The sequence below is a fragment of the Pedococcus sp. 2YAF34 genome, assembly GCF_052114585.1.
Classification (GTDB): Bacteria; Actinomycetota; Actinomycetes; order Actinomycetales; family Dermatophilaceae; genus Pedococcus.
Map to the genome: position 1 here is coordinate 104,299 of NZ_JBFRFA010000008.1, position 24,271 is coordinate 128,569.

Genomic DNA, 24,271 nt, shown 5'->3' on the forward strand with positions numbered 1-24,271 from the left:
GTTCGAACCGGATCGGAAGGGGTAGACAGTGCGAATCCAGTTGCAGCCGGACCGGATTCGCCGGCCTCTGGCGCGCCACGCACCATACCGGAAGACTCCAGACCATGGACTGGACCTTGGAAGTCGTCATCCTGCCCGTGAGCGACCTCGAGTCCGCGGTGGAGTTCTACCGCGACAAGGTCGGGTTCGAGCTCGACCACCGCACGACGAACGACCAGATGGACGTCGCCCAGCTCACCCCGCGGGGCTCAGGCTGCTCCATCGTCGTCGGCACCCTCCCCGCCCAGCAGGAGATGGCCCCGGGCTCGATGCGCGGCCTCCAGCTCGTCGTCGCAGACGCCGCAGCTGCCCGCGACGAGCTCGTCGGGCGGGGCGTCGAGTGCAGCGAGGTCACCGTGTTCGACGAGCGCGACGGGGGGACGTTCTTCGGGTTCGCCGACCCCGACGGCAACACCTGGGCGGTGCAGCAGCTCAAGGTGCGCGGCGACAAGCCCCTCATCCCGCTAGAGCACCGGGGCCGCTTCGGCGCATCCTGACGGCAGCCGCCTGGACGCGGCCGTCGGGCCGCGCCGTCGGGCCGCCGCCGTCTGGCCGCGGCCGCCTCACCGCTGCGTCAGCCGGCGTACACGCGGACGTAGTCGAGCTCGCCCGTGTACGGGTCGGCGCCGGTCGGCTTGGCACCGATCGCCAGCGGGTCCTTGGTCGTGACGCTGCCGATCACGATGGCGCGCTTGGCCACCTCCACGCCGTCGACGACGACGCTCACCGAGGTGTCGGTCTTCACGCACCGCACGACGTGCCACGCCCCGTCCGCCAGGTGTGGACCACCGGTGAGCAGCAGCTTCGCCTTCGACCCCGCGTACCCGCACGCCGCGACCGCGATCGTCCGCTTCTTGCGGGCCACGATCTCGAGGCGCCAGCCACCTCCCGGGGTGCCGCGGAGGATGTCGTAGTCGCCAACCGTCGCGTTCGGCACCTTGGAGAACCGCAGGCGCGTCTCCATCGTGAACGGCTGGGAGCCCAGCGCCAGCTTGCTGCTCCCGGTGGCCGTCACGACGCCGTTGCCCGAGAACGCCAGGGTGCTGCCGGTGGTCTTGACGCCACCCTTGAGGATGCCCGTCAGGTGGGAGGGCCCGGAGTCGGCCACCGTCGTGGAGCCGGCGGGGTCGTTCATCTCCCACCCGGCCACCAGGGCGGGCGAGGACGTGAGCGCCGAGGCCGCGACCATGGCAGCGGTGAGCAGGCTGGGTACGAGCATGGGTTCCCCCTGGTGTCGTGAATGTCCTGGTGAGTGAACCGCTCCGCCGCCCGGCCGCCCATCGACAAATGTCGTAGACGGCATCCAACCGGCGCGGGAGATCCGGGCTCGTGCGTTCGCCGGGTCCTGCGGTCACCCCGGAGTGGAAGCGTTGCCGTCGCGGCGGTCCTTCGACCGTCCCGCGTCGATCCGGTGCCGTCACCAGAGGGGGTGCAGATGCTGTCGTTCGTGCTGGGAAGTGGCCGGTGTGGCTCCACGCTGGTCACGGAGCTGGTGGCCCGCCACCCGGATGTCGGCTTCGTGTCGAACGTCGACGACAAGTTCGCCCGTCTCAACCTCAAGGGCCAGTGGAACAGTGCCCTGTTCGCCCGCTCCGCGGAGCGTGACCCGTCGCTGCGGCCCTTCCGTGACCGGCGGCGCCCGCTCGAGCGTGGACGCCTGCGCGTCGCGCCCTCCGAGGGGTGGACGGTGCTGGAGCGGCAGATCTCCAACATCTTCCCGCAGCCCTGTCGCGACCTCACCGCCCTGGACGCCACCCCGTGGCTCACGGGGCGCATCACGGACTTCTTCGAAAGCCGGATGGAGGCGCAGGGCAAGCCGCACTTCGTGCACCACCTCACCGGCTGGCCCCGCTCCGGGCTGCTGCGCAGCGCCTACCCCGACGCGCGCTTCGTGCACGTCATCCGGGACGGCCGGGCGGTGTGCAGCTCCTGGCTGCAGATGGGGTGGTGGGACGGCTACCGCGGCCCGGACAGCTGGTACCTGGGACCGCTGTCCCCCGGCGACCAGGCCGAGTGGGAGTCGTCAGGTCGCTCCTTCGTCGCCCTGGCCGGGATCGGGTGGCGCCTGCTCATGGACGCCCTCGACCAGGCCCGCCGGCTCGTGCCCGCCGACCAGTGGCTCGACGTCCGGCTGGAGGACCTGATGGAGAGCCCGCGCGAGACGCTCGAGCAGGTCATGGACTTCCTCGGCCTCGACTGGACGCCGGAGTTCGAGGCCGGCTTCCGCCTCCACACCTTCCAGGCCAGCCGGGGCGTGGCCTGGAAGCGCGACCTCGGCGACGAGCAGGCCGCCCTGCTCGAGAGCATCATCGCCCGCCCCCTGACCACGTACGGCTACCCGCTCCTGCACAGCACGGTCCACTGAGGAGGGCCCACCATGACCCAGAACACCACCATCTCCCGCTCGGGCACCGATGCGCGGGAGCCCTCGGCGCAGGCCTGCTCCCTCTACGTCGTCCGGCACGGCACGACGACGATGAACGTCGAGAACCGCTACCGCGGACGCTGCGACGTCCCGCTCGACGCGCAGGGCTACCAGGACGCGGTGGACGCTGCTCGCCAGCTGTCGCCGATCGGTCTGTCCGCGGTCTACGCCGGCGGTCTCCGGCGCACCATCTCGACGGCGCAGATCATCGCCGACGAGGCCCGGATCCCCGACATCCGCATCATGCACGGGCTCATCAACGTCGACTACGGCGCCTGGGAGGGCCTGACCTCCCAGGAGGCCCAGATGTACGACCCTGAGGCGTTCCACCGCTACAAGACCTCCCCGTCGACGGCGGTGTGCCCCAACGGTGAGCGCCTGCGCGACGCCCAGAAGCGCATGCTGGAGGCCCTGGCGCTCATCGGTTCGCGGCACCCCGGCGAGAAGGTCGCCGTCGTGACGCACGCGGTGATGATCCGCCTGGCCGTGGCGGCCATCGAGGGCACCGAGGGTGAGCAGTGGCGCATCCCCGTGGGGCGCGGCTCCTACACGTCGATGGGCGCCGAGGACGGCACCATCTGGCTCAAGGAGCTCCCGGCCGGGGACGACGTCGACTGACCACCACCGCGCCACCCGTTGGCAGGTTGTGCCAACGAAACGGCGGCCTGGGGTCGGTTGAATCGTCCGCGTGACGAGTCAGCCGCAGCCCCGGGCCACCCAGCCGCGGCGTCGGATCCGGATCGGCATCGACACCGGTGGCACGTTCACCGACGTGGTGGCCCTCGACGAGGACTCCGGCGAGCTCGTCACGACCAAGACGCCGTCGACCCCTGCCGACCCCGCGGACGGGTTCATCGACGGTGTCCACAAGGTCCTCGACCTCATGGGCGCCACGGGGAACGACATCACCGCGGTCTGCCACGGCACGACCGTGGCCACCAACCAGCTCCTCGAGGGCAAGGTGGAGTCGGTGGGCTTCATCACCACGGAGGGCTACGAGTTCATCCTCGAGATCGCGCGGCAAGCCGTCCCCGACGGCTACGGCAACTCCTACTTCTGGGTGAAGCCACCACGCATCGTGCCGGTCGACCTCGTCCGCACCGTCGGGGGACGGGTCGACTTCGAGGGCAACGAGATCCGGCCCTTCGACGAGGAGTCGGCCGTGGCTGCCGCACGGTGGTTCCGCGACCGCGGCACACGGTCGGTCGGGGTGTGCCTGCTGCACTCCTACGCCGACGACAGCCACGAACGAGCGGTCCGCGAGGTGCTCCGCAGGGAACACCCCGATGCCGTGGTCTCGCTCTCCAGCGAGGTGCTGCGTGAGTACCGAGAGTACGAGCGCTCGATGACCACCCTCGTCGACGCGGCGGTGAAGCCCAAGGTCGCCCGCTACGTCGCCAACATCCACGACCGCCTCGACGCGCTGGCGCCGGGGGTGGCGTTCTCGATCATGAAGTCCAACGGCGGCGTGCTCTCCGCCGACGAGGTCGTCAAGCAGCCGGTCACCACGGTGCTCTCGGGGCCGGCCGCCGGCGCCCTCGGGGCCGGGCTGGTCGCCCACCGCGCGGGGTACCCGAAGGTGCTCACGTGCGACGGCGGCGGCACCTCGACGGACGTCAGCGTCGTCCTCGACGGCGAGCCCACCCTCACGACGGAGGGGACGGTCGGCGCCTACCCGAGCAAGATCCCCATGATCGACGTCGTGACGGTGGGCGCGGGCGGCGGTTCGGTCGCCTGGGTCACCCCCGAGGGCACCCTCAAGGTGGGGCCCCGGTCGGCCGGCGCCGACCCCGGCCCGCTCTGCTACGGCAAGGGCGGCACCGAGCCCACGATCACCGACGCCCACGTCGTCCTCGGGCGCATCCCCCCGCACCTGCTCGGGGGTGAGATCCCGCTCGACGTCGATGCCGCGCGCCGGGGCGTCGACGAGCTCGCCGACCGGCTCGGCCTCGACCCCGTGCGCTGCGCCACCGGCATCCTGGAGATCTCCGCGTGGAACCAGGCGAACGCGCTGCGCCAGGTGAGCGTCAAGCGGGGCCTCGACGTGCGCGACTTCATGCTGACGACCTTCGGCGGCTCCGGCTCCCTGCTCGCCTGCCGCCTCGTCGACGTCCTCGACCTCGCCGGGGTCGTCGTGCCCCAGAACCCGGGCAACCTCTCGGCGTTCGGCCTGCTCACCGTCGACGTCAGGAACGACTACGTGCAGACCGCCGTCGCCCGGCACGACGCGCTCGACCACGGGGCCGTCCAGAAGGTCTTCGACGAGCTCACGGACAGGGCCGCGAGAGCCCTTGACGCAGAGGGCTTCCCGCGGAGCGCCCACCGCTACGTGCGCACGGCCGACCTGCGCTACTTCGGCCAGGCGTTCGAGGTCCGGGTGCCCGCTCCGGACGGCCCGGTGGACGCCGCGTACGCAGCCTCGGTCGCCGACGCGTTCCACGCGGAGCACCGCGCGCTCTACGGCTACGACTTCCGTGGCGACGCCTCCCAGCAGGTCGAGTGGGTGAACCTGAGGGTCACCGGCGTCGGCCCGATCACCCGTCCCGAGCTGCGCGAGCTCCCCGGCCGCGACCCCGGCTCCCCCGGGTCTTTGAGCGATCCGCCCGGTCAGGACCGGGCAGATCGCTCAAAGACTGTGGCCGGTCGACGAGCAGTCTGCTTCGACGCCGACGACGGCTTCGTCGACACGCCCATCCACTGGCGACCGGACCTGCGGGCCGGTGACACCTTCAGCGGGCCGGCGGTCGTGGAGGAGTTCGGCTCGACCGTCCCGGTGCACCCCGGGTTCGCCGTGCGCGTGGACACGCTCGGCAACCTCGTCATCACCCGCGAAGCCCTCCACCCCACCACCGCCGGGGGCGACCGATGAACCCCGCCGGCCTGCCCACGGCATACGAACACGGGAAGCGGCTCACCCCCGAGGGCGCCGACGTCGACCCGATCCTCGTCGAGATCGTGCAGGGCACCCTCGCCAGTGTCGAGATGGAGGTCGAGACCTCGATCGCGCGCACCAGTCGCTCACCCATGATCCGCGACGCCCACGACTTCCGCGCCGGCATCCACGACCGGCAGCTGCGCAAGCTCACCGGGCGCTCGTACTCCGCGCTGGTGCACCCGATCGTGCGCGACTTCCCGCTGGCCGAGATGGCCGAGGGCGACGTCTTCTTCCACAACGACGTCTACGAGTCCGAGGGCGGCATCGGGCACCTGCCCGACCTGTGCGTCACCGTTCCGGTGTTCCACGACGGCGAGGTCGTGGCGTTCGTCCAGGCGTTCGGGCACCACGACGACATCGGCGGCGCGGTGCCGGGCTCGATGCCCAGCAACGCGACCAGCGTCCACGAGGAGGGGCTCGCCGTCCCGCCGATCAAGCTGTGGGACAGGGGAGTTCCCAACAAGGCGGCCCTGCGGATCATGACCCGCAACTCGCGCATGCCCGACTCGCTCGCCGCCGACCTCGACGCCGAGTGCTCGGCCTGCCTCATGGGGGCGCGGCGTCTCGGTGAGCTGTTCGCCCGCTACGGCCGCGCCGACGTCGAGGCGGCGTTCGACACGATCCTCGACCGGACGACCGAGACCTACCGCCGCGAGATCCTGTCGCAGATCCCCGACGGCACCTACGTCTGGGAGGACTACGCCGAGCACGACGGTGTCGACGACCCCAGGCTGCACACCCAGCGGATCACGCTGACCAAGGTGAGCGACGCCCCCGCCGACCCCGAGAACGGCCGTCCGGCCGGGCCCCGGCTCATCATCGACTTCACCGGCACGGCGCCCCAGGCGAAGGGCCCGATCAACCACTGCGGTGACTACGTCGGCGGCAACTTCCTCAAGAAGTGGCTCGCGCCGATCCTACGCAACCTCGCCGAGTCGCCCGAGCGGATGGCCGAGCTCGACGTCAACGAGGGTGTCGTGCCGCTGATCGAGATGCGCTTCCCCGACAAGGGCACGCTGCTCACGCCGATCTTCCCCGCGCCCACCAACGCCCGGACGTTCGTCATCCTGCGACTTCTCGGCGTGCTGGCCGGAGTCGTCGCCAAGGCGGTCGACGGCCGGATGCCCGCCGACCAGGAGACCATCCGCTACACCGGGGTCTACGGCAAGGACCGCGACGGCGCCGACTACCTCATGCGCGAGGTGCTCGGCGGCGGGTCGGGCGGGCGCTACTACGCCGACGGGGAGGACACCATCCACGTCGTGCCCGACTCTCGGAACCTGCCGACCGAGTTCACCGAGAGCCGGTTCCCGTTCGTCGTCGAGCGGCTCGGGCTCGCCGTCGACTCCGGCGGGCCTGGCCGGTTCCGCGGGGGCCTCGGCTACGAGAAGCAGATCCGGATGCTCAAGGACGCCCACTTCATGTCCATCGCCGACCGCTCGATCCTCGCCTGCTGGGGGGTCAGGGGCGGCAGGGCCGGTATGCCGTTCGCCGTCACCATCGACCCGGGCGGCACGGACGAGCGCGAGGTCGACGCCCTGGCCGACGCCGAGCCGGTCAGGGCCGGGCAGGTGATCCGCATCCGCACGACCGGCGGTGGTGGCTGGGGCGACCCGCTGACGCGCCCCTACGACGACGTCGAGCGCGACCTGCGCTGGGGCAAGGTGTCGTTCGAGGGGGCCCGACGGGACTACGGCGTGGTGGCCTCGGGCACCAGGGACGAACCCGCGATCGACGTCGAGGCCTCGGACCGGCTTCGGGCCGAGCTGCGCGCCGCCCGGCCCGACCGGGAGCCGTTCTTCGACCGCGGCCCGGGCTACGCTCGCCTCGCCGACGGGCGCCCGAGCGCCGACGTCGACTGGCTCTGAGGAGGACCCGTGCCCGGACCGTTGGGCGACATCACCGTCATCGACCTGTCCCGCGCCCTGGCGGGACCGCACGCGGGAATGATGTTGGGGGACATGGGTGCCCGCGTCATCAAGGTCGAGACGCCGGGCACGGGCGACGAGTCCCGTGGCTGGGGGCCGCCGTTCGTCGGACCCGAGGACGACCCGGTCTCCACCTACTTCCTGTCCTGCAACCGCAACAAGGAGTCGATCACCCTCGACCTCAAGTCCGACGACGGCCGCGAGGTCCTGACCCGGCTGGTGCGCCATGGCGACGTCCTCATCGAGAACTTCCGTCCCGGCGTCCTCGACCGGCTCGGCTTCACCGTCGAGCGCCTGCACGAGCTCAACCCCCGGCTCGTCGTGCTGTCGATCAGCGGGTTCGGCCACGACGGTCCGCAGGGCGGCCGCGCCGGGTACGACCAGATCGCCCAGGGCGAGGGCGGCCTCATGTCACTCACCGGCCCGGACGCCCAGACACCCATGCGCGTCGGCGTCCCCATCGGCGACCTGCTCGCCGGCATGTACGGCGCGTACGGCGTCGTCGCCGCCCTGCACGAGCGCGCCACGACGGGGGTCGGGCGCGTCGTGCGCACCTCCCTGCTCGCCGCCATCGTGGGCGTCCATGCTTTCCAGGGCACGCGGTACACGGTTGCGCACGAGGTCGGCCACGGCCAGGGCAACCACCACCCCTCCATCTGCCCCTACGGGTTGTTCACCTGTGGCGACGGCATGGTCCAGATCGCCTGCGGCAGCGAGGCGTTGTGGGCCCGGCTCGCGACGGCGTTCGGCATCGACCCGAAGGCGCCGGGCCTCGCGACCAACCGCGAGCGGGTGGCGCACCGCGAGGAGGTGACCCGGCTCCTCGACCGGGCGTTCGCCCCCTACGGGCGCGTCGAGCTGCTCGCACGCCTCGACGAGCTGGGCGTCCCCGCCGGGGAGGTGCGGACGCTCGACCGCGTCTACGACTGGGACCAGACGCGGTCGCAGGGCCTGGTCATCGAGGTCGACCACCCGGTGCTCGGCACGATCGAGGTGCCCGGGCCCCCGATCCGCTTCGACGCCAACACCTTCGCCGGTGGTCGCGAGGTGCACGAGGCGCCCCCGGCGCTGGGGCAGCACGACGAATCCATCCGGAAGTGGCTCGACACCCTCGACTGACAACGACTGACCGGCAGGGGCTACCCCGGTCGTACCATCGATGTCATGGCGACCCAGCCACCCGTGCCGCGGCAGGAGATCAGGTTCTGCCGCGCCCCGGACGGCGTGCGCATCGCGTATGCCGTGCACGGGTCAGGGCCGCCGCTGGTCGCCGACTCCTGCTGGCTGAGCCACCTGCAGTACGACTGGCAGTCGCCGGTCTGGCGGCACTACCTCGACGAGTGGGGGCGCGAGCACACCGTCATCCGGTTCGACGAGCGCGGCCACGGCCTGTCCGACCGCGGGGTCACCGACCACTCGCTCGAGGCGCGCCTGGGCGACCTCGAGGCGGTCATCGAGGACGCGGGCCTCGACTCGTTCGCGCTGCTGGCCATGGCGCAGGGCGGCCCGGTCGCCATCACCTACACCCACCGTCACCCCGAGCGTGTCTCCCGGCTGGTCTTCTACGGCAGCTATTCCGGCCAGCCGGACAAGGACCCGGTCGAGGCGGAGATGAACGACACCCTCGACCAGCTCATCAAGGTCGGGTGGGCCCGGCCCGACTCGGCGTTCCGGCGAGTGTTCACCTCGCTGATGATCCCCGACGCCACCGAGGAGCAGCACGTGTGGCTCGACGAGCTCCAGCGCGTGGCCACCGACGCCGACACGGCTCGGGCGTCGCGCCGCCAGCGCCTCGCCGCCGACGCCTCGGCCCTGCTCGGCGAGCTCGACGTGCCGACGCTGGTGCTGCACTCCCGCGGTGACCGCATGAACGACTTCGAGGAGGCGCGGCGCCTCGCGTCGGGCATCGACGGCGCCCGGCTCGTCGCCCTCGAGAGCGACAACCACATCGTGCTCGAGACCGAACCCGCCTGGGACGTCTTCCGCGCCGAGATGCGGGCGTTCCTGCGGGAGGGCCGCGCATCCCCGACCACCGACCAAGTCACCCTCGACGTGCTGTCGCCCCGCGAGCTCGAGATCCTGCGCCACGCAGCCCGGGGCCTGGACAACGACGAGATCGCCGCGGCGCTGCACCTGAGCACCCGCACCGTGGAGCGGCACCTGAGCAACGCCTACGCGAAGCTCGACCTGCACGGGAAGTCGGCCCGCACCGCGGCGGTGGCACGACTGCTGACGCGCGCCTAGCCCTACGCGTACCCCGTCACGACCCGCGCGCCGGACAGCCCACGGCTGCGTGCACGCGCCGATGTGCGACGAGGCTCCCCACTCCTACCGTCGCTCCTGCAGGGGACACGCCACACCATCGAGCACGGGGAGACGACGATGAGCACGACCAGCACGACACCTGTCACCGACACCGCCGAGGACCACGCCCTCAAGGCGAAGCACGCCGCCATGTGGGCGCTGGGTGACTACCACGCGGTCGCCCGGGAGGTCATCGCCCCGCTGGGCCCAATCCTGGTGCAGGCGGCCGGTATCGGGCCGGGCCAGCGGGTCCACGACGTCGCCGCCGGGACGGGCAACGTCGCCCTGCCCGCGGCTCGCACCGGTGCGACCGTCGTCGCCAGCGACCTCACGCCCGAGCTGCTCGCCGACGGAAGGGCCGACGCCGAGGCTGCCGGCCTCGACATCACCTGGCAGACCGCCGACGCCGAGGCGCAGCCGTTCGCGGACGGCGAGTTCGACGCGGTGCTCTCCTGCGTCGGCGTCATGTTCGCGCCGCACCACCAGCTGGTCGCCGACGAGCTCGTGCGCGTGACCCGGCCCGGCGGCACGATCGGGCTGCTCAGCTGGACGCCGGAGGGGTTCATCGGCCAGCTGTTCGCCATCATGAAGCCGTACGCCCCACCGCCGCCGCCCGGGGCGCAGCCGCCGCCGCTCTGGGGCCACGTCGACCACGTCCGCGACCTCTTCGGCGACCAGGTCGCGGAGCTGACCGCGGTGCAGCAGGACCTCGTGGTCGACGTGTTCCCGACACCCGAGGAGTTCCGCGACTTCTTCAAGCGGACCTACGGGCCGACCATCGCGGTCTACCGGGCCATCGCCGACGACCCCGAGAAGGTGGCGGCCCTCGACCGCGACCTCGTCGCGCTCGCCGAGCGCTTCGACCGGGGTGACGGGCACACGGTGCTCGACTGGGAGTACCTGCTCGTCACGGCCCGCCGCGCCTGAGGCGACCGGGGGGCGGGCGCCGGCCACCGGTCAGCCCTGACCAACCCGCAGGACCGGCGCGGGGGACGCACGAGGGCGCGCACCATACGGGCGAGGCGGCCCACCTCCCCCTCACGGGAGGTGGGTCGCCCCACCTGGACGGTGCGCGCCCTGGGTGCCCCTAGGTCAGGCGGTGCGCGGTGCGGGGCGGCGCAGCTTGCGGCGAACGCGCTTGCCCACGGCCTCGGCCGCGATCGACACCCGGGTCCGGCCCGGCTGCGGGTTGGGCAGCGAGAGGGTCACGACCTGCTTCCACGCAGAGGCGACCTGCTTCGGGAGCGGGCCCGTGGTGTAGCTCAGGCCGTAGCGCTCGCAGATCTCCTGGATGCGCGGCGCGATCTCCTTGTAGCGGTTGCTGGGGAGGTCGGGGAAGAGGTGGTGCTCGATCTGGTGCGACAGGTTGCCGGTCATGAGGTGCATCGCCGGGCTGCCGCTGATGTTGGCCGAGCCCACCATCTGGCGCAGGTACCACTCGCCGCGGGTCTCGCCCTCGATGGAGGTCTTGGCGAAGGTCTCGACGCCCTCGGGGAAGTGGCCGCACATGATGACCGAGTGGGTCCACACGTTGCGCACCGTGTTGGCGACGAAGTTCGCACCGAGGGTGTGGAAGAACGACGGCCCCGACAGCAGCGGGTGGATCAGGTAGTCGCGGCGGACCTGGCGGCCGATCTTCTTGAGGACCTTGTTGGCGTCCTTGCGGAACACCTCCTTGGGCTTGCCGCGGCCCTTGACGTAGGCCCCGAGCTCGAGGTCGTAGGCGGCGATGCCGTACTCGAAGAACAGCATGTTGAGGAAGTTGTAGACCGGCTGGCCGAGGTAGGCCGGGGTCCACCGCTGGTCCTCGTCGACGCGCATGATGCCGTAGCCGAGGTCGTTGTCGCGGCCGATGACGTTGGTGAACGTGTGGTGCAGCTGGTTGTGGGAGTGCTTCCAGAACTCCGACGGGGACGCGTTGTCCCACTCCCACTCCTGGCTGTGGATCCGCGGGTCGCGCATCCAGTCCCACTGCCCGTGCATGATGTTGTGCCCGAGCTCCATGTTCTCGAGGATCTTCGCCACAGACAGGCCGGCGGTGCCGACGAACCACGCCGGCGGGAAGAGCGAGAACAGCAGCACCGCTCGGCTGCTCATCTCCAGCCCGCGCTGCCACTTCAGGACCTTGCGGATGTACTCCGCGTCGCGGGTGCCGCGCGAGTCGAGGACCTCCTGGCGCAGCGCGTCGAGCTCGAGGCCGAGGGCCTCGATGTCCTCGGCGGTGAGGTGCGCGGCAGGGTCCGGCTTGCCGGAGGGCTTGGGGCTGTGGCGACGCTCGGTCGTCACGACGGACAGGCGGCTGTTGACGCTCTTGGTGCGCTGCGGCGCGCGGGGCGTACCGGCGGCGGCGCCGTCGATCGTGAGGTCGAATCCTTCGGTGGTTGCGGCAGACATGTCTGCTCCCATCTGGTCGAGGACCGGGGTCTAGAGGTCGATCTCGCAGGCGCCGGCGGCTGCCGACACGCAGGTCTGGATGCGGACGTCGTCGTCCGGGGTGGCGACGGTGAGCTCGCCGTTGCGCAGGTCGCGGACTGCGCCCTCGCGCAGCGGCAGCACGCAGCCGAAGCAGATGCCCATGCGGCAGCCCGAGGGCATGAGGACGCCGGCTTCCTCGCCGGCGTCGAGGATCGGGGTCGCGCCGTCGGCCTCGACGACGGTGCCGTTCTTGCGGAAGGTGACGGTGCCGCCCTCGCCCTCGGCGACGACGACCGGGCGGAAGCGCTCGGTGTGGAGCCGGTCGGCCAGGCCGGCCTGGGCCCAGTGGTCCTCCATCGCGTCGAGCATGCCCGTGGGCCCGCAGCACCAGGTCTCCCGCTCGCGCCAGTCCGGCACGAGGGTGTCGAGGTCGGCGGCGGACAGCAGCCCGTCGGTCTCGGTGTGCCGCTCCACGAGCTTCAGCGACTCGGCCTCGGCCCAGTCACGCAGCTCGGCGCCGAAGATGACGTCGTCGCGAGTCGGTGCGGAGTGCACGAGCACCGCGTCGGGCAGCTCGGCCAGGTGGTTGCGCAGCATCCCCATGACCGGCGTGATGCCGCTGCCGGCGGTGAGGAACAGCGCCTTGCGGGGCCGCTGCTCCGGGAGGGTGAACTCGCCGGTCGCCTGGTCGAGGTGGATGAGCGTGCCAGGGGTGAGCTCGCGCACGACGTGGTTGCTCACCTTGCCGCCGTCGATCGCCTTGACGGTGATCGACACGGTGCCGTCGGGCTCGCCCGCAAGGGACGTCACGGAGTAGGCGCGCCAGTTGCGGACGCCGTCGACGTCCACGCCGATGCGGATGTACTGGCCGGGGACGTGCCCGCGCCAGCCGCGGCCGGGCTTGATGCGGACCGTCGCGGCGTGGCGGGTCTCGGGGGTGACCGAGACGACCTTTCCGCGAAGGTCGGCCCCGCTGCGCAGCGGGGCGATGAGGTCGAGGTAGTCGGCGGGGAGGACCGGCGTGGTGACGGCTGCGGCCGCGCGGGCCACGACGTCACGCAGGGACCGCCGGGGGGTGCCGCGGGTCACGCGGCTGGGGAGAACTGCGGTCATGCTTCCATCATGCCGATCCAGGGGTCTAAAATCCTGACCGGCAAGGGTGAGTTCTCCGAAGAGAGTTGTTCGCAGATGACAAAAAAGGCCGACTTGGCTGCTGAACCGGCCACCGTCACCGCCGACCGGGCCGCCGCTCTGACCCTCTCACCCGATGTGCAGCGTGCCCTGCGGTCCGCGCTCCCCCGGGTGGCGGAGCATGCCGTCGCCGCGATCATCGTCGAGGTGCCGGTCTACGCGGCCGCGCGCAGCTTCATGGTCGACAACATCGAGGCCGCGGTCCAGATGGCCCTCGGCAGCTTCCTCACCCTCGCCGCCCGGTCCGGCGACGCGAGCACCCCGCTGCGCCCCGCCCAGCAGGGCTCCTACGAGCTGGGACGTGGCGAGGCCCGCAGCGGCCGCAGCGTGGACGCCCTCCTGTCGGCCTACCGCGTGGGCGCCCGCGTGTCCTGGCGTGAGCTCTCGGCCGTCGCGGTGGACGCCGGGATGGGCGCCGGGCTGCTCGCGCAGTTCGCCGAGCTCGTCTTCGCCTACATCGACGAGCTCTCGGCAGCCAGCGTCGCCGGCCACGCCGACGAGCTGGCGACGTCCGAGCGGCTCCAGCGCCAGCACCGCGACCGCCTCGCGCTCGACCTCCTGCGCGGGGCGTCCGAGGAGCTGCTGCTGCGGAGGGCCGACCGCGCGAGGTGGGAGCGCCCCACCACCCTCACCGTGGTGCTCACGCGCGACGCCGACCTGCACGTGGTGCGCGGCCTGGTCGACACGAGGTCGCTGGTCCTCGCCGAGGACCTGCCCGACACTGCCCCGGACGAGGACGTGGCCGCGTTCCTCGTGCCCGACCTCTCCCCCGGCGCCCGTGCCAGGCTCGTGCGCTCGATCGGCGCCCGGGCCGTCGTCGTCGGTCCGTCCCGCCCGTGGCTGCTCACCGTGGGGTCCTACCGCCGGGCACTGCGGGCCCACCGCCTGCTGCACGCCCGCGGCGGACCCGCACCCGCTGCCTACGACACCGAGGCGCACCTGGCCGACCTCGTGCGGGGCGCCGACCCCGAGGCGCTCGCCGACCTGCGGCGCACGTCGCTCGCCCCGCTGGACGACCTCACGCCCGTGGCCCGCGAGAAGCTCGAGGAGACGCTGCGGCTGTGGCTGCTCCACCGAGGCACGCGCGAGGCCGTCGCCGAGGCGCTGTTCGTCCACCCGCAGACGGTGCGCTACCGCGTCGGGCAGCTGCGCGAGCTCTTCGGGGACTCGTTGGACGACCCGGACACCGTGCGCGACCTGGTTGTCGCGCTCGGCTGACCGCCCTCCGGGCCACGCTCGACCCGGCGGTCGGGCGCGCACATCTGCCAACGCACCCTCGCGCGTTGGGCAGGTCCTGCCGAGGTCAGGCGCTGCGAGCCGTCCCTAGGCTCGCCGCACAGTCGTCCGGCGAACCGTGGGGAGGTGGCCATGCTGGTCCTCGTCGCCCTCGGGGGCAACGCCATGACCGGCCCGGACGGCAGCGCCACCCCGCAGGCGCAGCGCGAGGCGATCTGGCGGGCGATGCAGTGCGTGGCCGACGTCGTCGAGGCGGGGCACGAGGTGGTCGTCACCCACGGCAACGGCCCCCAGGTGGGCAACCTGCTCGTCAAGAACGAGCTCGCCGCGCACGTCGTGCCACCGGTGCCGCTGGACTGGTGCGGCGCCCAGACCCAGGGGACCATCGGCTTCACTGCGGTCGACGCGCTGGAGGCCGCCTTCGCCGAGCGCGGCCTCGACCGCCGGGCCGCCGCACTGGTCACCCGCACGCTCGTCGATGCCTCCGACCCCGGGTTCACCCACCCGACCAAGCCCGTGGGCAGGTTCCTGCCCCGCGAGCAGGCTCAGCGCCTCATCGACCACGGCGAGACCTGGCAGGACCGGGGCGCGCACGGCTGGCGCCGCGTGGTCGCCTCCCCCGAACCCCTCGAGGTGCTCGACACCGACGCCGTCCGCACCCTGCTCCGCGCGGGCTACGTCGTCATCGCGGCCGGTGGCGGCGGCATACCCGTCGCGCGCGGGGCCGACGGCACGGTCCACGGCGTCGAGGCCGTCATCGACAAGGACCTCACCGCCGCCGTGCTCGCCCGCGCGCTGCACGCCGACATCCTCGTGACCGCCACCGACGTGGAGCACGCCGAGGTCGGCTTCGGCACCGAGCGGGCGCGCCCCCTCGGCCGCGTCTCCCTCGAGGAGATGGAGGGGTATGCCGCGGACGGCGAGTTCGCATCCGGCTCCATGGGCCCCAAGGTCGAGGCAGCGCTCCGGTTCGTCCGCGCCGGAGGCCGCCGGAGCGTGATCACCGCCCTCGACCGGATCGCCGACGCCGTTGCTGGCGAGGTCGGCACCATCATCGAGTCCCCAACAACTGCAACGACATCCACTCCGACAGACAGGTGAGTCACGTGCCCGAGCCCATCGAGGTCCGCAAGGTGCCGCTGCACAGCGTCACCGACGCCAGCGAGCTGGCCAAGCTCATCGACAACGGCGTCATCGAGGCCGGCCGGGTCATCGCCGTCATCGGCAAGACCGAGGGCAACGGCGGTGTCAACGACTACACGCGGATCATCGCCGACCGGGCGTTCCGCGAGGTGCTCGTCGCCAAGGGCGCGGACCCCGAGCAGGTCAAGCAGGTCCCGATCGTGTGGTCCGGTGGCACCGACGGCATCATCAGCCCGCACGCGACGATCTTCGCGACGGTGCCTGCCGACCAGGCCGAGCCGTCCGACGAGCCGCGGCTGACCGTCGGGTTCGCGATGAGCGACGTGCTGCTGCCCGAGGACATCGGCCGCACCGCCATGGTCACCAAGGTGGCCGCCGCCGTGAAGGTGGCCATGGAGCGCGCCGGCATCACCGACCCCGGCGACGTCCACTACGTGCAGACCAAGACGCCGCTGCTCACCATCGACACCATCCGCGACGCGAAGAGCCGCGGCCACGATGTGTTCACCGAGGACACCCTCGCGTCGATGGACGTCTCCAACGGCGGGACCGCCCTGGGCATCGCGGTCGCCCTCGGGGAGATCGAGATGCCCCGCGACGAGGACGTGCTGCGCGACCGGTCGCTGTTCTCGTCGGTGGCGTCGTGCTCGTCCGGTGTGGAGCTCGACCGGGCGCAGGTCGTCGTCGTCGGCAACGCCCGGGGCATCGGCGGTCGCTACCGCATCGGCCACTCCGTCATGCGTGACGCGCTCGACGCCGACGGCGTGTGGGCCGCCATCAAGGACGCCGGCCTCGACCTGCCCGACCGTCCGCACTCGTCCGACCTGCAGGGCCGACTGGTCAACGTGTTCCTCAAGTGCGAGGCCAGCCAGGACGGCCAGGTCCGCGGGCGCCGCAACGCCATGCTCGACGACTCCGACGTGCACTGGCACCGCCAGATCAAGTCGGCCGTCGGCGGTGTCACCGCCTCGGTGACCGGCGACCCCGCCGTCTTCGTGTCGGTGTCGGCTGCCCACCAGGGCCCTGACGGTGGAGGCCCCGTCGCCGCCATCGTCGACCTCGGCTCCGGCGACCCCACCGGCTACCGCGGTCCCCAGCCGAGCTGACCCTCGCGGGGCAGCCGCCCCGACCCGTCCCTCCCCGACGGCGCTGCGTGATCACAGTGACGGCGTGTTGCGTTGGGTCGGCTGTCACCGCAGCACCAACTGATCACAGTGACGGCGTGTTGCGCTGAGGCAGTGGTCGCGGCGGCGCTGAGTGATCACAGTGAGGGTGTGCTGGGGTGACGCGTCAGAGGCCCGGGTTGTTCCCGCCACCGCTCTGGTAGGCGGTCCAGGCCTGGTCGGACTCGGCCTGGGCTCGAGTCTGCGACGGCGGGGAGCTGGGGTCGCCACCAGACTTGCGGTCATAGAACCAGGCGAAACCGAGCATGACTACCAGGACAACCCCGATCACGATCCAGAACACCGCGCCACCCCCTCATGGCCGCACGCACGTGTCGGCCTGGTGCAACGGTCCCACGCGGCTGAGCACGTGCGCCAGCCCTGCCACCGACCCGAGATTGGGGGCCGAAAGGTGCGGTATTCAGCACCTTTCGGCCCCCAATGTCGGAAGGAGGGCCGCACGGAGCGGGGTGAAGGAGCGGCTTGAAGGGGTGGCGAGTGGGGCCCGGGGCCGTTCCCGTCAGTGGGCGAAGTGGCGGGTGCCGGTGAAGTACATCGTGACGCCGGCTGCCTTGGCCGCCTCGATGGCCTCGGCGTCGCGCATCGACCCGCCGGGCGCGACGACCGCGCGCACGCCGGCGTCGAGCAGCACGTGCAGGCCGTCGGCGAACGGGAAGAACGCGTCCGACGACGCCACCGCACCACGCGCACGGTCGGCACCGGCCCGCGACACCGCGAGGTGGCAGGAGTCGACGCGGTTGACCTGGCCCATGCCGATGCCGACGGCGGCACCGTCCTTGGCGAGCAGGATCGCGTTGGACTTCACGGCCCGCACCGAGCGCCACGCGAACGCGAGGTCGGCCAGTGTCGCCTCGTCGGCCGCCTCGCCGGACACCAAGGTCCAGCGCGACGGGTCGTCGCCGCCGGGCTTGTCGCCCTCGACGACCGCGTCGACCTTGTCGACGGTCTGCAGGAGCACCCCACCGCTGATGGGCCGCATCTCGATGGCGTCGGCGGTCCGGGTGGCGTCTGCGGGCAGGCGCAGGATCCGGATGTTCTTCTTCGCCTGCAGCACCTCCAGGGCATCGGCGTCGAAGTCCGGGGCGATGATGACCTCGGTGAAGACGTCCTTGACCTGGTCGGCCATCGCACGGTTCACGGTGCGGTTCGCCGCGATGATGCCGCCGAAGGCGGACACGGGGTCGGTGGCGTGCGCGGCTGCATACGCCTCCTCGATGCTCGACCCGACCGCGATGCCGCAGGGGTTGGCGTGCTTGACGACCGCGACGGTCGGCTGGTCGCCGTGGTCGTGGGCGGCACGCACGGCGGCGTCGGTGTCGACGTAGTTGTTGTAGGACATCTCCTTGCCGTGCAGCTGCTCGGCCGAGGCGACGCCGCCACGCCAGTGGCGGTAGAGAGCCGCCTTCTGGTGCGGGTTCTCGCCGTAGCGCAGGACCGCCGCGCGGGTGAAGGTGGCACCGGTCCAGGCCGGGAACCCGGTGCCGTCGGAGGTGTCGGTGTAGACGTTGCCCATCCAGTTGGCGACGGCGTTGTCGTAGTCGGCGGTGTGCACGAACGCCTGTGCTGCCAACAGCTTTCGCTCGGCGAGGGTGAACCCGCCGGCCGAGACGGCAGCCAGCACGGCACCGTACGCAGCGGGGTCGGTGACGACGGCGACGCTGGGGTGGTTCTTGGCCGCGGCGCGCACCATCGACGGTCCGCCGATGTCGATCTGCTCGATGACCTCGTCGGGCGCCGCGCCTGAGGCCACGGTCTCCCGGAACGGGTAGAGATTGACCACGACCAGCTCGAACGGCTCGACCCCGAGCTCCTCGAGCTGGCGCACGTGGTCGTCCTTGCGGGTGTCGGCGAGGATGCCGGCGTGGACGCGCGGGTGCAGCGTCTTCACCCGGCCCTCGAGGCACTCGGGGAAGCCGGTGAGGTCCGCGACCTCGGTCACCGGGATTCCGAGGCCCTCGATGAGCTTCGCCGACCCCCCGGTCGACACGATGGCGACGCCCGCCTCGTGCAGCCCCCGTGCCAGCTCCTCCAGCCCGATCTTGTCGTAGACGGAGACGAGCGCCCGGCGCACGGGGCGCCGTCCTGCGTCGTCAGCGGGCTGGGGGCTGGACTGCTGGGTCACGGAATGCTGGCCTTCCCATCGGTGACGGTGATTCCCTCGCGGGCCGCGCGGCCCACGATGTTGACGAGCAACGGGTGCTCGACGGCTTTGATGCGCTCGTGCAGCGCGTCCTCGGTGTCGTCAGGCCGCACCTCGACGGTGGTCTGGGCGAGCACGGGTCCGGTGTCGACCCCCGCGTCGACGACGTGGACGGTGCACCCCGTGACCGTGGCGCCGGCCGCGAGCGCATCGCGTACGGCGTGGGCGCCGGGGAACGCGGGCAGCAGCGCCGGGTGGGTGTTGAGCACGACGTGCTCGCCCAGGACCCGTGGGCCGAGGATCTTCATGAAGCCCGCCGACACGACGAACGCCGGCTGGTGGTCGGCGATCCGCTCGGCGAGCACGGCGTCCCAGTCGGCTCGGGTGGGGTGGTCCTCCACTCGACAGACGAACGTCGGGATGCCGGCGGCCGCCGCACGGTGCAGGCCCGAGATGCCGGCCCGGTCGGCGCCGACGGCGAGGATCCGCACGCCGTACGCAGGGTCTGCGGTGGCGTCGATGAGGGCCTGGAGGTTGGTCCCGGAGCCGGAGACGAGGACGACGATCCCCGTGGGCTCAGGCGCGGTCACGGCCACGACCATACCGACCGTGGGGAGTGGCACGGCACCCGCGTCCACGCCCGGAGGTCACGCGGGCCACCCCTTCCCCCTGCAAAGCGGGCGTCGTTCGGCAACCCGGGACGTATTTCTCGGGGTCTTGTCGAACGACACCCGCTTTGCCAGGCCGTCAGGGGGCGGCGGCGCGGAGCTTGTCGAGCAGTGGCTGGGCTGCCTCGTCGAGGAACCTCTGCTGTCCCTCGTCCCCCACCTGCACCAGGGCGATGTCGGTGAAGCCGGCCTCCCAGTACGCCGAGACGGCTTCGACGATCGCGTCGAGGTCCGGCCCGCAGGGGATCGACTCAGCCACGTCGTCGGGGGTGACGAACTGCGAGGCAGCCGCGAAACCGGCCGGCGTGGGCAGGTCGGCGTTGACCGCCCAGCCACCACCGAACCAGCGGAACTGCTCGTGCGCTCTCTCCTTGGCGCGGTCGGCGTCCGCGTCCCAGCTGATCGGGATCTGCCCGATGGCGCGGGCCTCCCCTGCGGCCAGGGTGCTCTCGGCCCGGCCGTCGCCCTGCGCCTTCCGCCGCGAGTCGAGGAAACCCTTGACCAGCTCGCCGTCGGGCTGCACCGCGATCACGTGGTCGGCCAGCGGCCCGAACCGCTCGAAGGACTTCTCCCCCGAGACCGCGACGCCGATCGGCACGCCACCGTCGGGGCAGTCCCAGACGCGGGCCGAGTCGACCCGGAAGTACTCCCCCTGCCACGTCACCAGCTCGCCGGTGTGCAGCTCGCGGATGATGTGGATGGCCTCCTCGAGCATGTCCTGCCGCACGCCGACCATCGGCCAGCCCTCGCCCACGACGTGCTCGTTGAGGTTCTCGCCGCTCCCGAGGCCGAGGGTGAACCGCCCCTCGCTCAGCAGCGACAGGGTGGCCGCCTTCTGCGCGACGACCGCCGGCTCGTAGCGGATGGTCGGACACGTCACGTAGGTCATGAGGTCCAGCGTCGACGTCGCCTGGGCGACCGCCCCGAGGACGGTCCACGCGTACGGCGCGTGCCCCTGCTCGGTCAGCCACGGCGAGTAGTGGTCGCTGCTCACCGCGAAGTCGAACCCGCTGCGCTCGGCGTCGACGGCATAGCCCAAGAGCTCTCGCGGTCCTGACTGCTCGGTCATGAGGGTGTACCCGAATCGCGTCATGGACCCACCGTCACACGGTGGCCGGAGGTCCTCCACTCGAGGGTGTCCGCTCTGGGCGAACACGAACCCGCAGGTCAGGAGCAGGCCGGGAGCGGGTCAGCAGGTTGCCGGTAGCCGGCTCAGCGGCTCGCGCCGGAATCCGGCACCGCATCATTCGCGCCCGACAGCCGGGTCAGCGCCGGAGCTTCCAGCGGTCCCACAGCAGCACGAGACCGGCGCCGATGGCGAGCTCCACGAGGAGGGCCAGCGTCATCGCACCGGCGGGTGCCCCGATCGACGAGAGGCGGGCGGCCCCGAGCGACGACCCGGCGAGGACGTCGAGCAGGCCGAGCAGGCCTGCGGCCAGGGCGACCGCGGTCCCGGTGACCAGGAGCTTGGTACGGGTGCGCGACAGGCGTGCGACCGAGCGCAGCGACCGCCACCCCACGAAGGCGCCCACCGCGACCGGGACGAGGACCACGGCCGGGACGATGCCCGCGAACGCGCCCGGCTCGGGCAGCGCACCGAGCACGGGGACCATGGGCATGAGCGAGGTCCGCGAGCCGGTCCAGGTCGCCGAGGCTCCCTCCACGGCGGAGAACCCGGTGCCGGCCATGAACGACACGGCCCAGAGACCGAGGTTGGGCAGCACCAGCAGCTGGGCCAGCGACAGCACGGCTCCGCCGACGAGGCCCGGCGCGAGCTCGCCCTGCAGGTGGGTGACGCGCCCCCAGTGCAGCACCAGCAAGACGGTGCACGCGACGAGGCCTGCGCCCACCAACCCGACCGCGCCCTCGACGCCGGGGCGCAGGGCCCTGCGGACCACGTCCGGCAGCCACGGGGGTCGGCTCAGGCGCGGGCCGGCCAGCTCGGGTCGTGCGCGCACGCAGCGCCTCAGCGCCAGAGCCGCAGCGGCGACCGGGACCACGACGACCGGCAGCACGAGCGTCCACAGGACCGGCTCGGGGCCGGCCGCGAAGGCGACGACCGCCCACAGTGCCGCCGCGACGGCATACCCGACCGTCCAGGCACCGGTCGCGAGCGCGAGGGGGCGGTGGAGGACGTCGCCGGCCAGGGTGACCGTGCGGTCCTCAGTGGTCTCCCGCACGGCTCGACGCGCGGCCCACGCGCCGCCGACGACGGCGAGCGCGAGGAAGAGGAGCGGGACGACGGTCACGGGCGTCCCGCCGAGGGTGAGGTGCGCGCCGCCCCCGAGGAGCCAGAGGCCGGCACCGACGCCCAGGGCGGTCGTCCACTCGACGGTGCTCTGCGACGCGGCCACCCAGACGAGCAGGGCCGGGAGCACGAAGGCGAGCGCCGACGCGCTCGCGGCGCCCGCGCCGGCGAGGAGGGTGCGGTGGAGCCCCCGGGGGTCGGGCCCGCCCGTGGTCGACGTTCCCTTGCGCAGCAGCTCCATCACAGTCATGTCCGGCCCATCGTCGCCGACGACCACGCCGCGCCGACGCAGCAACGCCGGGCAGGGGCGAGAAATGTCCGAACGCGCCGCAACCGGAGCGGGCACGAGCGCGTCTGCTGCGGTGTGATGGCCGTGAGGGAACCAGGCGTCGGCACCGCGGCGCTGCACAGGCGGGAGGTGGCGATGGGCGCGCAGTCCGCGGAGGCGGAGTTCGACGCGTTCTACCGTGACACCGCCCGCCGGGTGGTGCACCTCGTCTACGCCTTCACAGGCGACCTCACCGTCGCCCAGGACAGCACGCAGGAGGCGTATGCGCGCGCCTGGCAGCAGTGGTCGACGGTCCGGACCCACGAGGACCCGCTCGCCTGGGTCCGCACTGTCGCCCGGCGGATCGCCATCTCCGGGTGGCGCAAGAAGACGAGCCAGGACCGGGCCTACGAGCGGCACGGGACGCACGACACCACCGGCCCGCCGACGGAGGACCGGGTGGCCGTCGTCGCGGCGCTGCGCACGCTGCCCGCCCCGGTCCGCGAGGCCGTGACCATGCACTACATCGGCGACCTGAGCATCGAGCAGATCGCCCACGAGACCAACACCCCCGCAGGCACCGTCAAGGCGCGCCTGCACCGGGGCCGCGCGCAGCTCGCGCAGGCCCTGCGTCACGAGGAGAGCAGTCATGGCTGAGCACGAGGACTGGACAGCGGGCGACGACGCCCAGCTGCGTCGTGCCATGGCGACGCTTCGCCGCGACGTCGAGGCCGTGCCGCTGCCGGACGTCCGCTTCGTCAGGGCGAGGGGGCGGGCGCGTCGGCGCCACCGGTTTCTCGGGCTGACCGCGGCAGCGGCCGCCGCCGTGGTCGTCGCCGGCACCGTCGGGTATGCCGCGTGGGGCCCGTCCTCGACGAGGACGCCCCTGACGCCCGCCTCGAGTGCGCGGACCGCGACGACCACGCCCCCGTCGACCACGACCACGACACCGGCCGACACCCTCGACCAACCCGGGGCACTCCCCCTGGTCGGCGAGTGGGCCTCGTCGCTCGGGCTCACCGGGTCGGTCCTGCTCACCCCGGTGAAGGGCTTCGGGCCCGTGGAGTGCCTGCAGTCCGAGCCCGGCACCAAGGTGCAGCAGGAGGAGGTCACCCGGGCTCCGGAGATGCAGGGCGGCCAGGTGCGGTTCCGGATCGGTGCCGGCCAGGACGCGACCACCGCCGCGGACGGCGTCGCCTCGGACATCGCCGGTTGCCGCCTCGCCCCCGGCTACAAGGTCACGCCGGCGTCGTCCGGCACGGGTCAGCGCGTCTACTCCTACACCGCCGGCGACGCCGGGTCGGGCTGGTGGGCGGTGGTGGCCGGCAAGCACGACGTCGTCGTCCTCCAGGTCAACCAGAACGACCGCCCGAAGTCGGGCTTCACGCTGACCCAGGTGCAGGAGCTCGTCTCCACCGCGCAGAAGCGCCTCGCGCGGTACGGCACCGGCACCAAGGGCACCGCCTCCACCACGAGCAGCCCGACGTTCACGGGTCCCAAGGCGGTCGACCAGCAGATGACGGTCGTCGGGCCGTCGCCCGTCCCGTCGTGGAAGCTGTTCGTCGCAGCCTCGCAGTGGAAGTCGTCCGCACTCACCGGTGGGGCCGCGACGACCGCCGGACCAGGGGCGATGGAGGGCTCGACCGCGGTCGCCTCGTGCGAGACCGACCAGCAGCAGGCCGGTGTCGGCGGCCGGGTCGGGGTCGTCTCGGTGCGGGTCGGCACCAGCAGCACCGGGTACATCGGACGGCAGCGGGTCCAGCTCGACGAGTCCTCCGGTCCTGACGCCCAGCAGGCCTACGTCGACGCGCGCCTCGCTGAGGCGAAGGCGCTGTTCGGCAAGGGCTGCTCGACGGGCAACGGCACGGTGCGGTCGACTGCCGGCCCGACCGCCGGCACCTGGCGGCTGGACACCGTCTCCACCGACGGCACCCCGACGCTCTCGGAGTGGGTGGGCGTCACCGCCCAGCGCACCTCCGGCGCCGTGTCGACCGTCGTCATCACCAAGGCGTCCGACCCGGCCCAGGGCTTCGCCGAGCTCGACCGGCTCCTCAACCTCGCCCGCCAGAAGTAGCACGTCCGTGTGGCCGGCAGCAGCCGCCGGCCACACGGCACAGGGCACAGCGGACAACGCGAAGGCCGTCACC

Annotated in this window: 21 protein-coding genes; 13 read left to right on the plus strand and 8 right to left on the minus strand. The window is 72.2% G+C overall.

Going from position 1 to position 24,271, the window contains the following annotated elements:
• Positions 1 to 104 precede the first annotated feature (104 nt).
• Positions 105 to 536 (plus strand): VOC family protein, encoded by a 432-nt coding sequence (locus AB4Z02_RS06770; protein WP_056882438.1) that lies wholly within the window; start codon positions 105 to 107, stop codon positions 534 to 536.
• Between the two features lie 77 nt (positions 537 to 613).
• Here the strand turns inward: AB4Z02_RS06770 and AB4Z02_RS06775 are convergent, their stop codons facing one another.
• The gene (locus tag AB4Z02_RS06775) at positions 614 to 1,258 is read right to left on the minus strand and encodes a LamG-like jellyroll fold domain-containing protein (protein WP_056882437.1); all 645 of its coding nucleotides are present in this window, start codon (positions 1,256 to 1,258) and stop codon (positions 614 to 616) included.
• 216 nt (positions 1,259 to 1,474) lie between these two features.
• Here AB4Z02_RS06775 and AB4Z02_RS06780 point away from each other — a divergent pair, with 216 nt between their 5' ends.
• The 7 genes from AB4Z02_RS06780 to AB4Z02_RS06810 all read left to right on the plus strand — a co-directional run bounded on the left by AB4Z02_RS06780 (position 1,475) and on the right by AB4Z02_RS06810 (position 10,558).
• Positions 1,475 to 2,404 carry a sulfotransferase family protein gene (locus tag AB4Z02_RS06780; protein WP_441970114.1) on the plus strand — a complete coding sequence of 310 codons (930 nt, stop codon included), beginning with the start codon at positions 1,475 to 1,477 and terminating at the stop codon, positions 2,402 to 2,404.
• 12 nt (positions 2,405 to 2,416) lie between these two features.
• The gene (locus AB4Z02_RS06785; protein WP_056882435.1) at positions 2,417 to 3,082 is read left to right on the plus strand and encodes a histidine phosphatase family protein; all 666 of its coding nucleotides are present in this window, start codon (positions 2,417 to 2,419) and stop codon (positions 3,080 to 3,082) included.
• 70 nt (positions 3,083 to 3,152) lie between these two features.
• A complete protein-coding gene (locus AB4Z02_RS06790) occupies positions 3,153 to 5,333 on the plus strand; it encodes a hydantoinase/oxoprolinase family protein (RefSeq protein WP_441970115.1) in 2,181 nt (726 codons plus the stop codon).
• Complete coding sequence (locus AB4Z02_RS06795) at positions 5,330 to 7,267, plus strand: hydantoinase B/oxoprolinase family protein (RefSeq protein WP_056882433.1); 1,938 nt, start codon at positions 5,330 to 5,332, stop codon at positions 7,265 to 7,267. Before AB4Z02_RS06790 ends, AB4Z02_RS06795 begins: the two co-directional genes overlap by 4 nt.
• A 9-nt stretch (positions 7,268 to 7,276) precedes the next feature.
• Positions 7,277 to 8,446, plus strand: a complete 1,170-nt coding sequence (locus AB4Z02_RS06800) for a CaiB/BaiF CoA transferase family protein (protein ID WP_441970116.1) — start codon at positions 7,277 to 7,279, stop codon at positions 8,444 to 8,446.
• 45 nt (positions 8,447 to 8,491) lie between these two features.
• The gene (locus tag AB4Z02_RS06805; protein WP_441970117.1) at positions 8,492 to 9,571 is read left to right on the plus strand and encodes an alpha/beta fold hydrolase; all 1,080 of its coding nucleotides are present in this window, start codon (positions 8,492 to 8,494) and stop codon (positions 9,569 to 9,571) included.
• A 138-nt stretch (positions 9,572 to 9,709) separates the two neighbouring features.
• Entirely contained in the window at positions 9,710 to 10,558 is an 849-nt protein-coding gene (locus AB4Z02_RS06810) for a class I SAM-dependent methyltransferase (RefSeq protein ID WP_441970118.1), read from the plus strand.
• A gap of 165 nt (positions 10,559 to 10,723) precedes the next feature.
• Here AB4Z02_RS06810 and AB4Z02_RS06815 read toward each other — a convergent pair whose 3' ends face one another.
• Together AB4Z02_RS06815 and AB4Z02_RS06820 are read right to left on the minus strand one after the other, a co-directional pair.
• A complete protein-coding gene (locus tag AB4Z02_RS06815; RefSeq protein ID WP_156399799.1) occupies positions 10,724 to 12,025 on the minus strand; it encodes a fatty acid desaturase family protein in 1,302 nt (433 codons plus the stop codon).
• 30 nt (positions 12,026 to 12,055) lie between these two features.
• A complete protein-coding gene (locus AB4Z02_RS06820; protein WP_056882429.1) occupies positions 12,056 to 13,159 on the minus strand; it encodes a ferredoxin reductase in 1,104 nt (367 codons plus the stop codon).
• 9 nt (positions 13,160 to 13,168) lie between these two features.
• Between AB4Z02_RS06820 and AB4Z02_RS06825 the strand changes: the two genes are divergently transcribed.
• The 3 genes from AB4Z02_RS06825 (at position 13,169) to AB4Z02_RS06835 (ending at position 16,722) form a co-directional block, all read left to right on the plus strand.
• Entirely contained in the window at positions 13,169 to 14,455 is a 1,287-nt protein-coding gene (locus AB4Z02_RS06825; RefSeq protein ID WP_441970119.1) for a PucR family transcriptional regulator, read from the plus strand.
• Between the two features lie 150 nt (positions 14,456 to 14,605).
• On the plus strand, positions 14,606 to 15,574 hold the full coding sequence (locus AB4Z02_RS06830; protein WP_056882427.1) for a carbamate kinase: 969 nt from the start codon (positions 14,606 to 14,608) through the stop codon (positions 15,572 to 15,574).
• A gap of 5 nt (positions 15,575 to 15,579) precedes the next feature.
• On the plus strand, positions 15,580 to 16,722 hold the full coding sequence (locus tag AB4Z02_RS06835) for a ring-opening amidohydrolase (protein ID WP_441970120.1): 1,143 nt from the start codon (positions 15,580 to 15,582) through the stop codon (positions 16,720 to 16,722).
• Positions 16,723 to 16,906: 184 nt separating this feature from the next.
• On the opposite strand, the gene AB4Z02_RS06840 is transcribed toward AB4Z02_RS06835, so the two are convergent.
• The 5 genes from AB4Z02_RS06840 to AB4Z02_RS06860 form a co-directional block, all read right to left on the minus strand.
• Entirely contained in the window at positions 16,907 to 17,083 is a 177-nt protein-coding gene (locus AB4Z02_RS06840; protein ID WP_441970121.1) for a hypothetical protein, read from the minus strand.
• Between the two features lie 216 nt (positions 17,084 to 17,299).
• Entirely contained in the window at positions 17,300 to 18,922 is a 1,623-nt protein-coding gene (purH, locus tag AB4Z02_RS06845; protein ID WP_441970122.1) for a bifunctional phosphoribosylaminoimidazolecarboxamide formyltransferase/IMP cyclohydrolase, read from the minus strand.
• Positions 18,919 to 19,542, minus strand: a complete 624-nt coding sequence (gene purN / locus AB4Z02_RS06850; RefSeq protein WP_056882424.1) for a phosphoribosylglycinamide formyltransferase — start codon at positions 19,540 to 19,542, stop codon at positions 18,919 to 18,921. The genes purH and purN overlap by 4 nt, the downstream gene beginning before the upstream one ends.
• 145 nt (positions 19,543 to 19,687) lie before the next feature.
• Positions 19,688 to 20,701: a TIGR03557 family F420-dependent LLM class oxidoreductase gene (locus tag AB4Z02_RS06855; RefSeq protein ID WP_441970123.1), complete on the minus strand. Its 1,014-nt coding sequence runs from the start codon at positions 20,699 to 20,701 to the stop codon at positions 19,688 to 19,690.
• 172 nt (positions 20,702 to 20,873) lie between these two features.
• Entirely contained in the window at positions 20,874 to 22,106 is a 1,233-nt protein-coding gene (locus tag AB4Z02_RS06860; RefSeq protein WP_156399797.1) for a cell division protein PerM, read from the minus strand.
• 174 nt (positions 22,107 to 22,280) lie between these two features.
• On the opposite strand from AB4Z02_RS06860, the gene AB4Z02_RS06865 reads away from it, so the two are divergent.
• Both AB4Z02_RS06865 and AB4Z02_RS06870 read left to right on the plus strand, forming a co-directional pair.
• Positions 22,281 to 22,781, plus strand: coding sequence for a SigE family RNA polymerase sigma factor (locus AB4Z02_RS06865; protein ID WP_056882421.1), 501 nt, complete (start codon positions 22,281 to 22,283; stop codon positions 22,779 to 22,781).
• Complete coding sequence (locus AB4Z02_RS06870) at positions 22,774 to 24,198, plus strand: hypothetical protein (RefSeq protein WP_441970124.1); 1,425 nt, start codon at positions 22,774 to 22,776, stop codon at positions 24,196 to 24,198. Before AB4Z02_RS06865 ends, AB4Z02_RS06870 begins: the two co-directional genes overlap by 8 nt.
• The last annotated feature ends 73 nt before the right edge of the window (positions 24,199 to 24,271 follow it).

Bases quoted from the DNA above. Each gene is read 5' to 3' on its own strand.
- AB4Z02_RS06770 (WP_056882438.1), top strand. From the start codon at position 105: ATGGACTGGACCTTGGAAGTCGTCATCCTGCCCGTGAGCGACCTCGAG.
- AB4Z02_RS06775 (WP_056882437.1), bottom strand. From the start codon at position 1,258: ATGCTCGTACCCAGCCTGCTCACCGCTGCCATGGTCGCGGCCTCGGCG.
- AB4Z02_RS06780 (WP_441970114.1), top strand. From the start codon at position 1,475: ATGCTGTCGTTCGTGCTGGGAAGTGGCCGGTGTGGCTCCACGCTGGTC.
- AB4Z02_RS06785 (WP_056882435.1), top strand. From the start codon at position 2,417: ATGACCCAGAACACCACCATCTCCCGCTCGGGCACCGATGCGCGGGAG.
- AB4Z02_RS06795 (WP_056882433.1), top strand. From the start codon at position 5,330: ATGAACCCCGCCGGCCTGCCCACGGCATACGAACACGGGAAGCGGCTC.
- AB4Z02_RS06805 (WP_441970117.1), top strand. From the start codon at position 8,492: ATGGCGACCCAGCCACCCGTGCCGCGGCAGGAGATCAGGTTCTGCCGC.
- AB4Z02_RS06810 (WP_441970118.1), top strand. From the start codon at position 9,710: ATGAGCACGACCAGCACGACACCTGTCACCGACACCGCCGAGGACCAC.
- AB4Z02_RS06815 (WP_156399799.1), bottom strand. From the start codon at position 12,025: ATGTCTGCCGCAACCACCGAAGGATTCGACCTCACGATCGACGGCGCC.
- AB4Z02_RS06820 (WP_056882429.1), bottom strand. From the start codon at position 13,159: ATGACCGCAGTTCTCCCCAGCCGCGTGACCCGCGGCACCCCCCGGCGG.
- AB4Z02_RS06825 (WP_441970119.1), top strand. From the start codon at position 13,169: ATGCCGATCCAGGGGTCTAAAATCCTGACCGGCAAGGGTGAGTTCTCC.
- AB4Z02_RS06830 (WP_056882427.1), top strand. From the start codon at position 14,606: ATGCTGGTCCTCGTCGCCCTCGGGGGCAACGCCATGACCGGCCCGGAC.
- purN (WP_056882424.1), bottom strand. From the start codon at position 19,542: ATGGTCGTGGCCGTGACCGCGCCTGAGCCCACGGGGATCGTCGTCCTC.
- AB4Z02_RS06855 (WP_441970123.1), bottom strand. From the start codon at position 20,701: ATGACGCGATTCGGGTACACCCTCATGACCGAGCAGTCAGGACCGCGA.
- AB4Z02_RS06860 (WP_156399797.1), bottom strand. From the start codon at position 22,106: ATGACTGTGATGGAGCTGCTGCGCAAGGGAACGTCGACCACGGGCGGG.
- AB4Z02_RS06865 (WP_056882421.1), top strand. From the start codon at position 22,281: ATGGGCGCGCAGTCCGCGGAGGCGGAGTTCGACGCGTTCTACCGTGAC.
- AB4Z02_RS06870 (WP_441970124.1), top strand. From the start codon at position 22,774: ATGGCTGAGCACGAGGACTGGACAGCGGGCGACGACGCCCAGCTGCGT.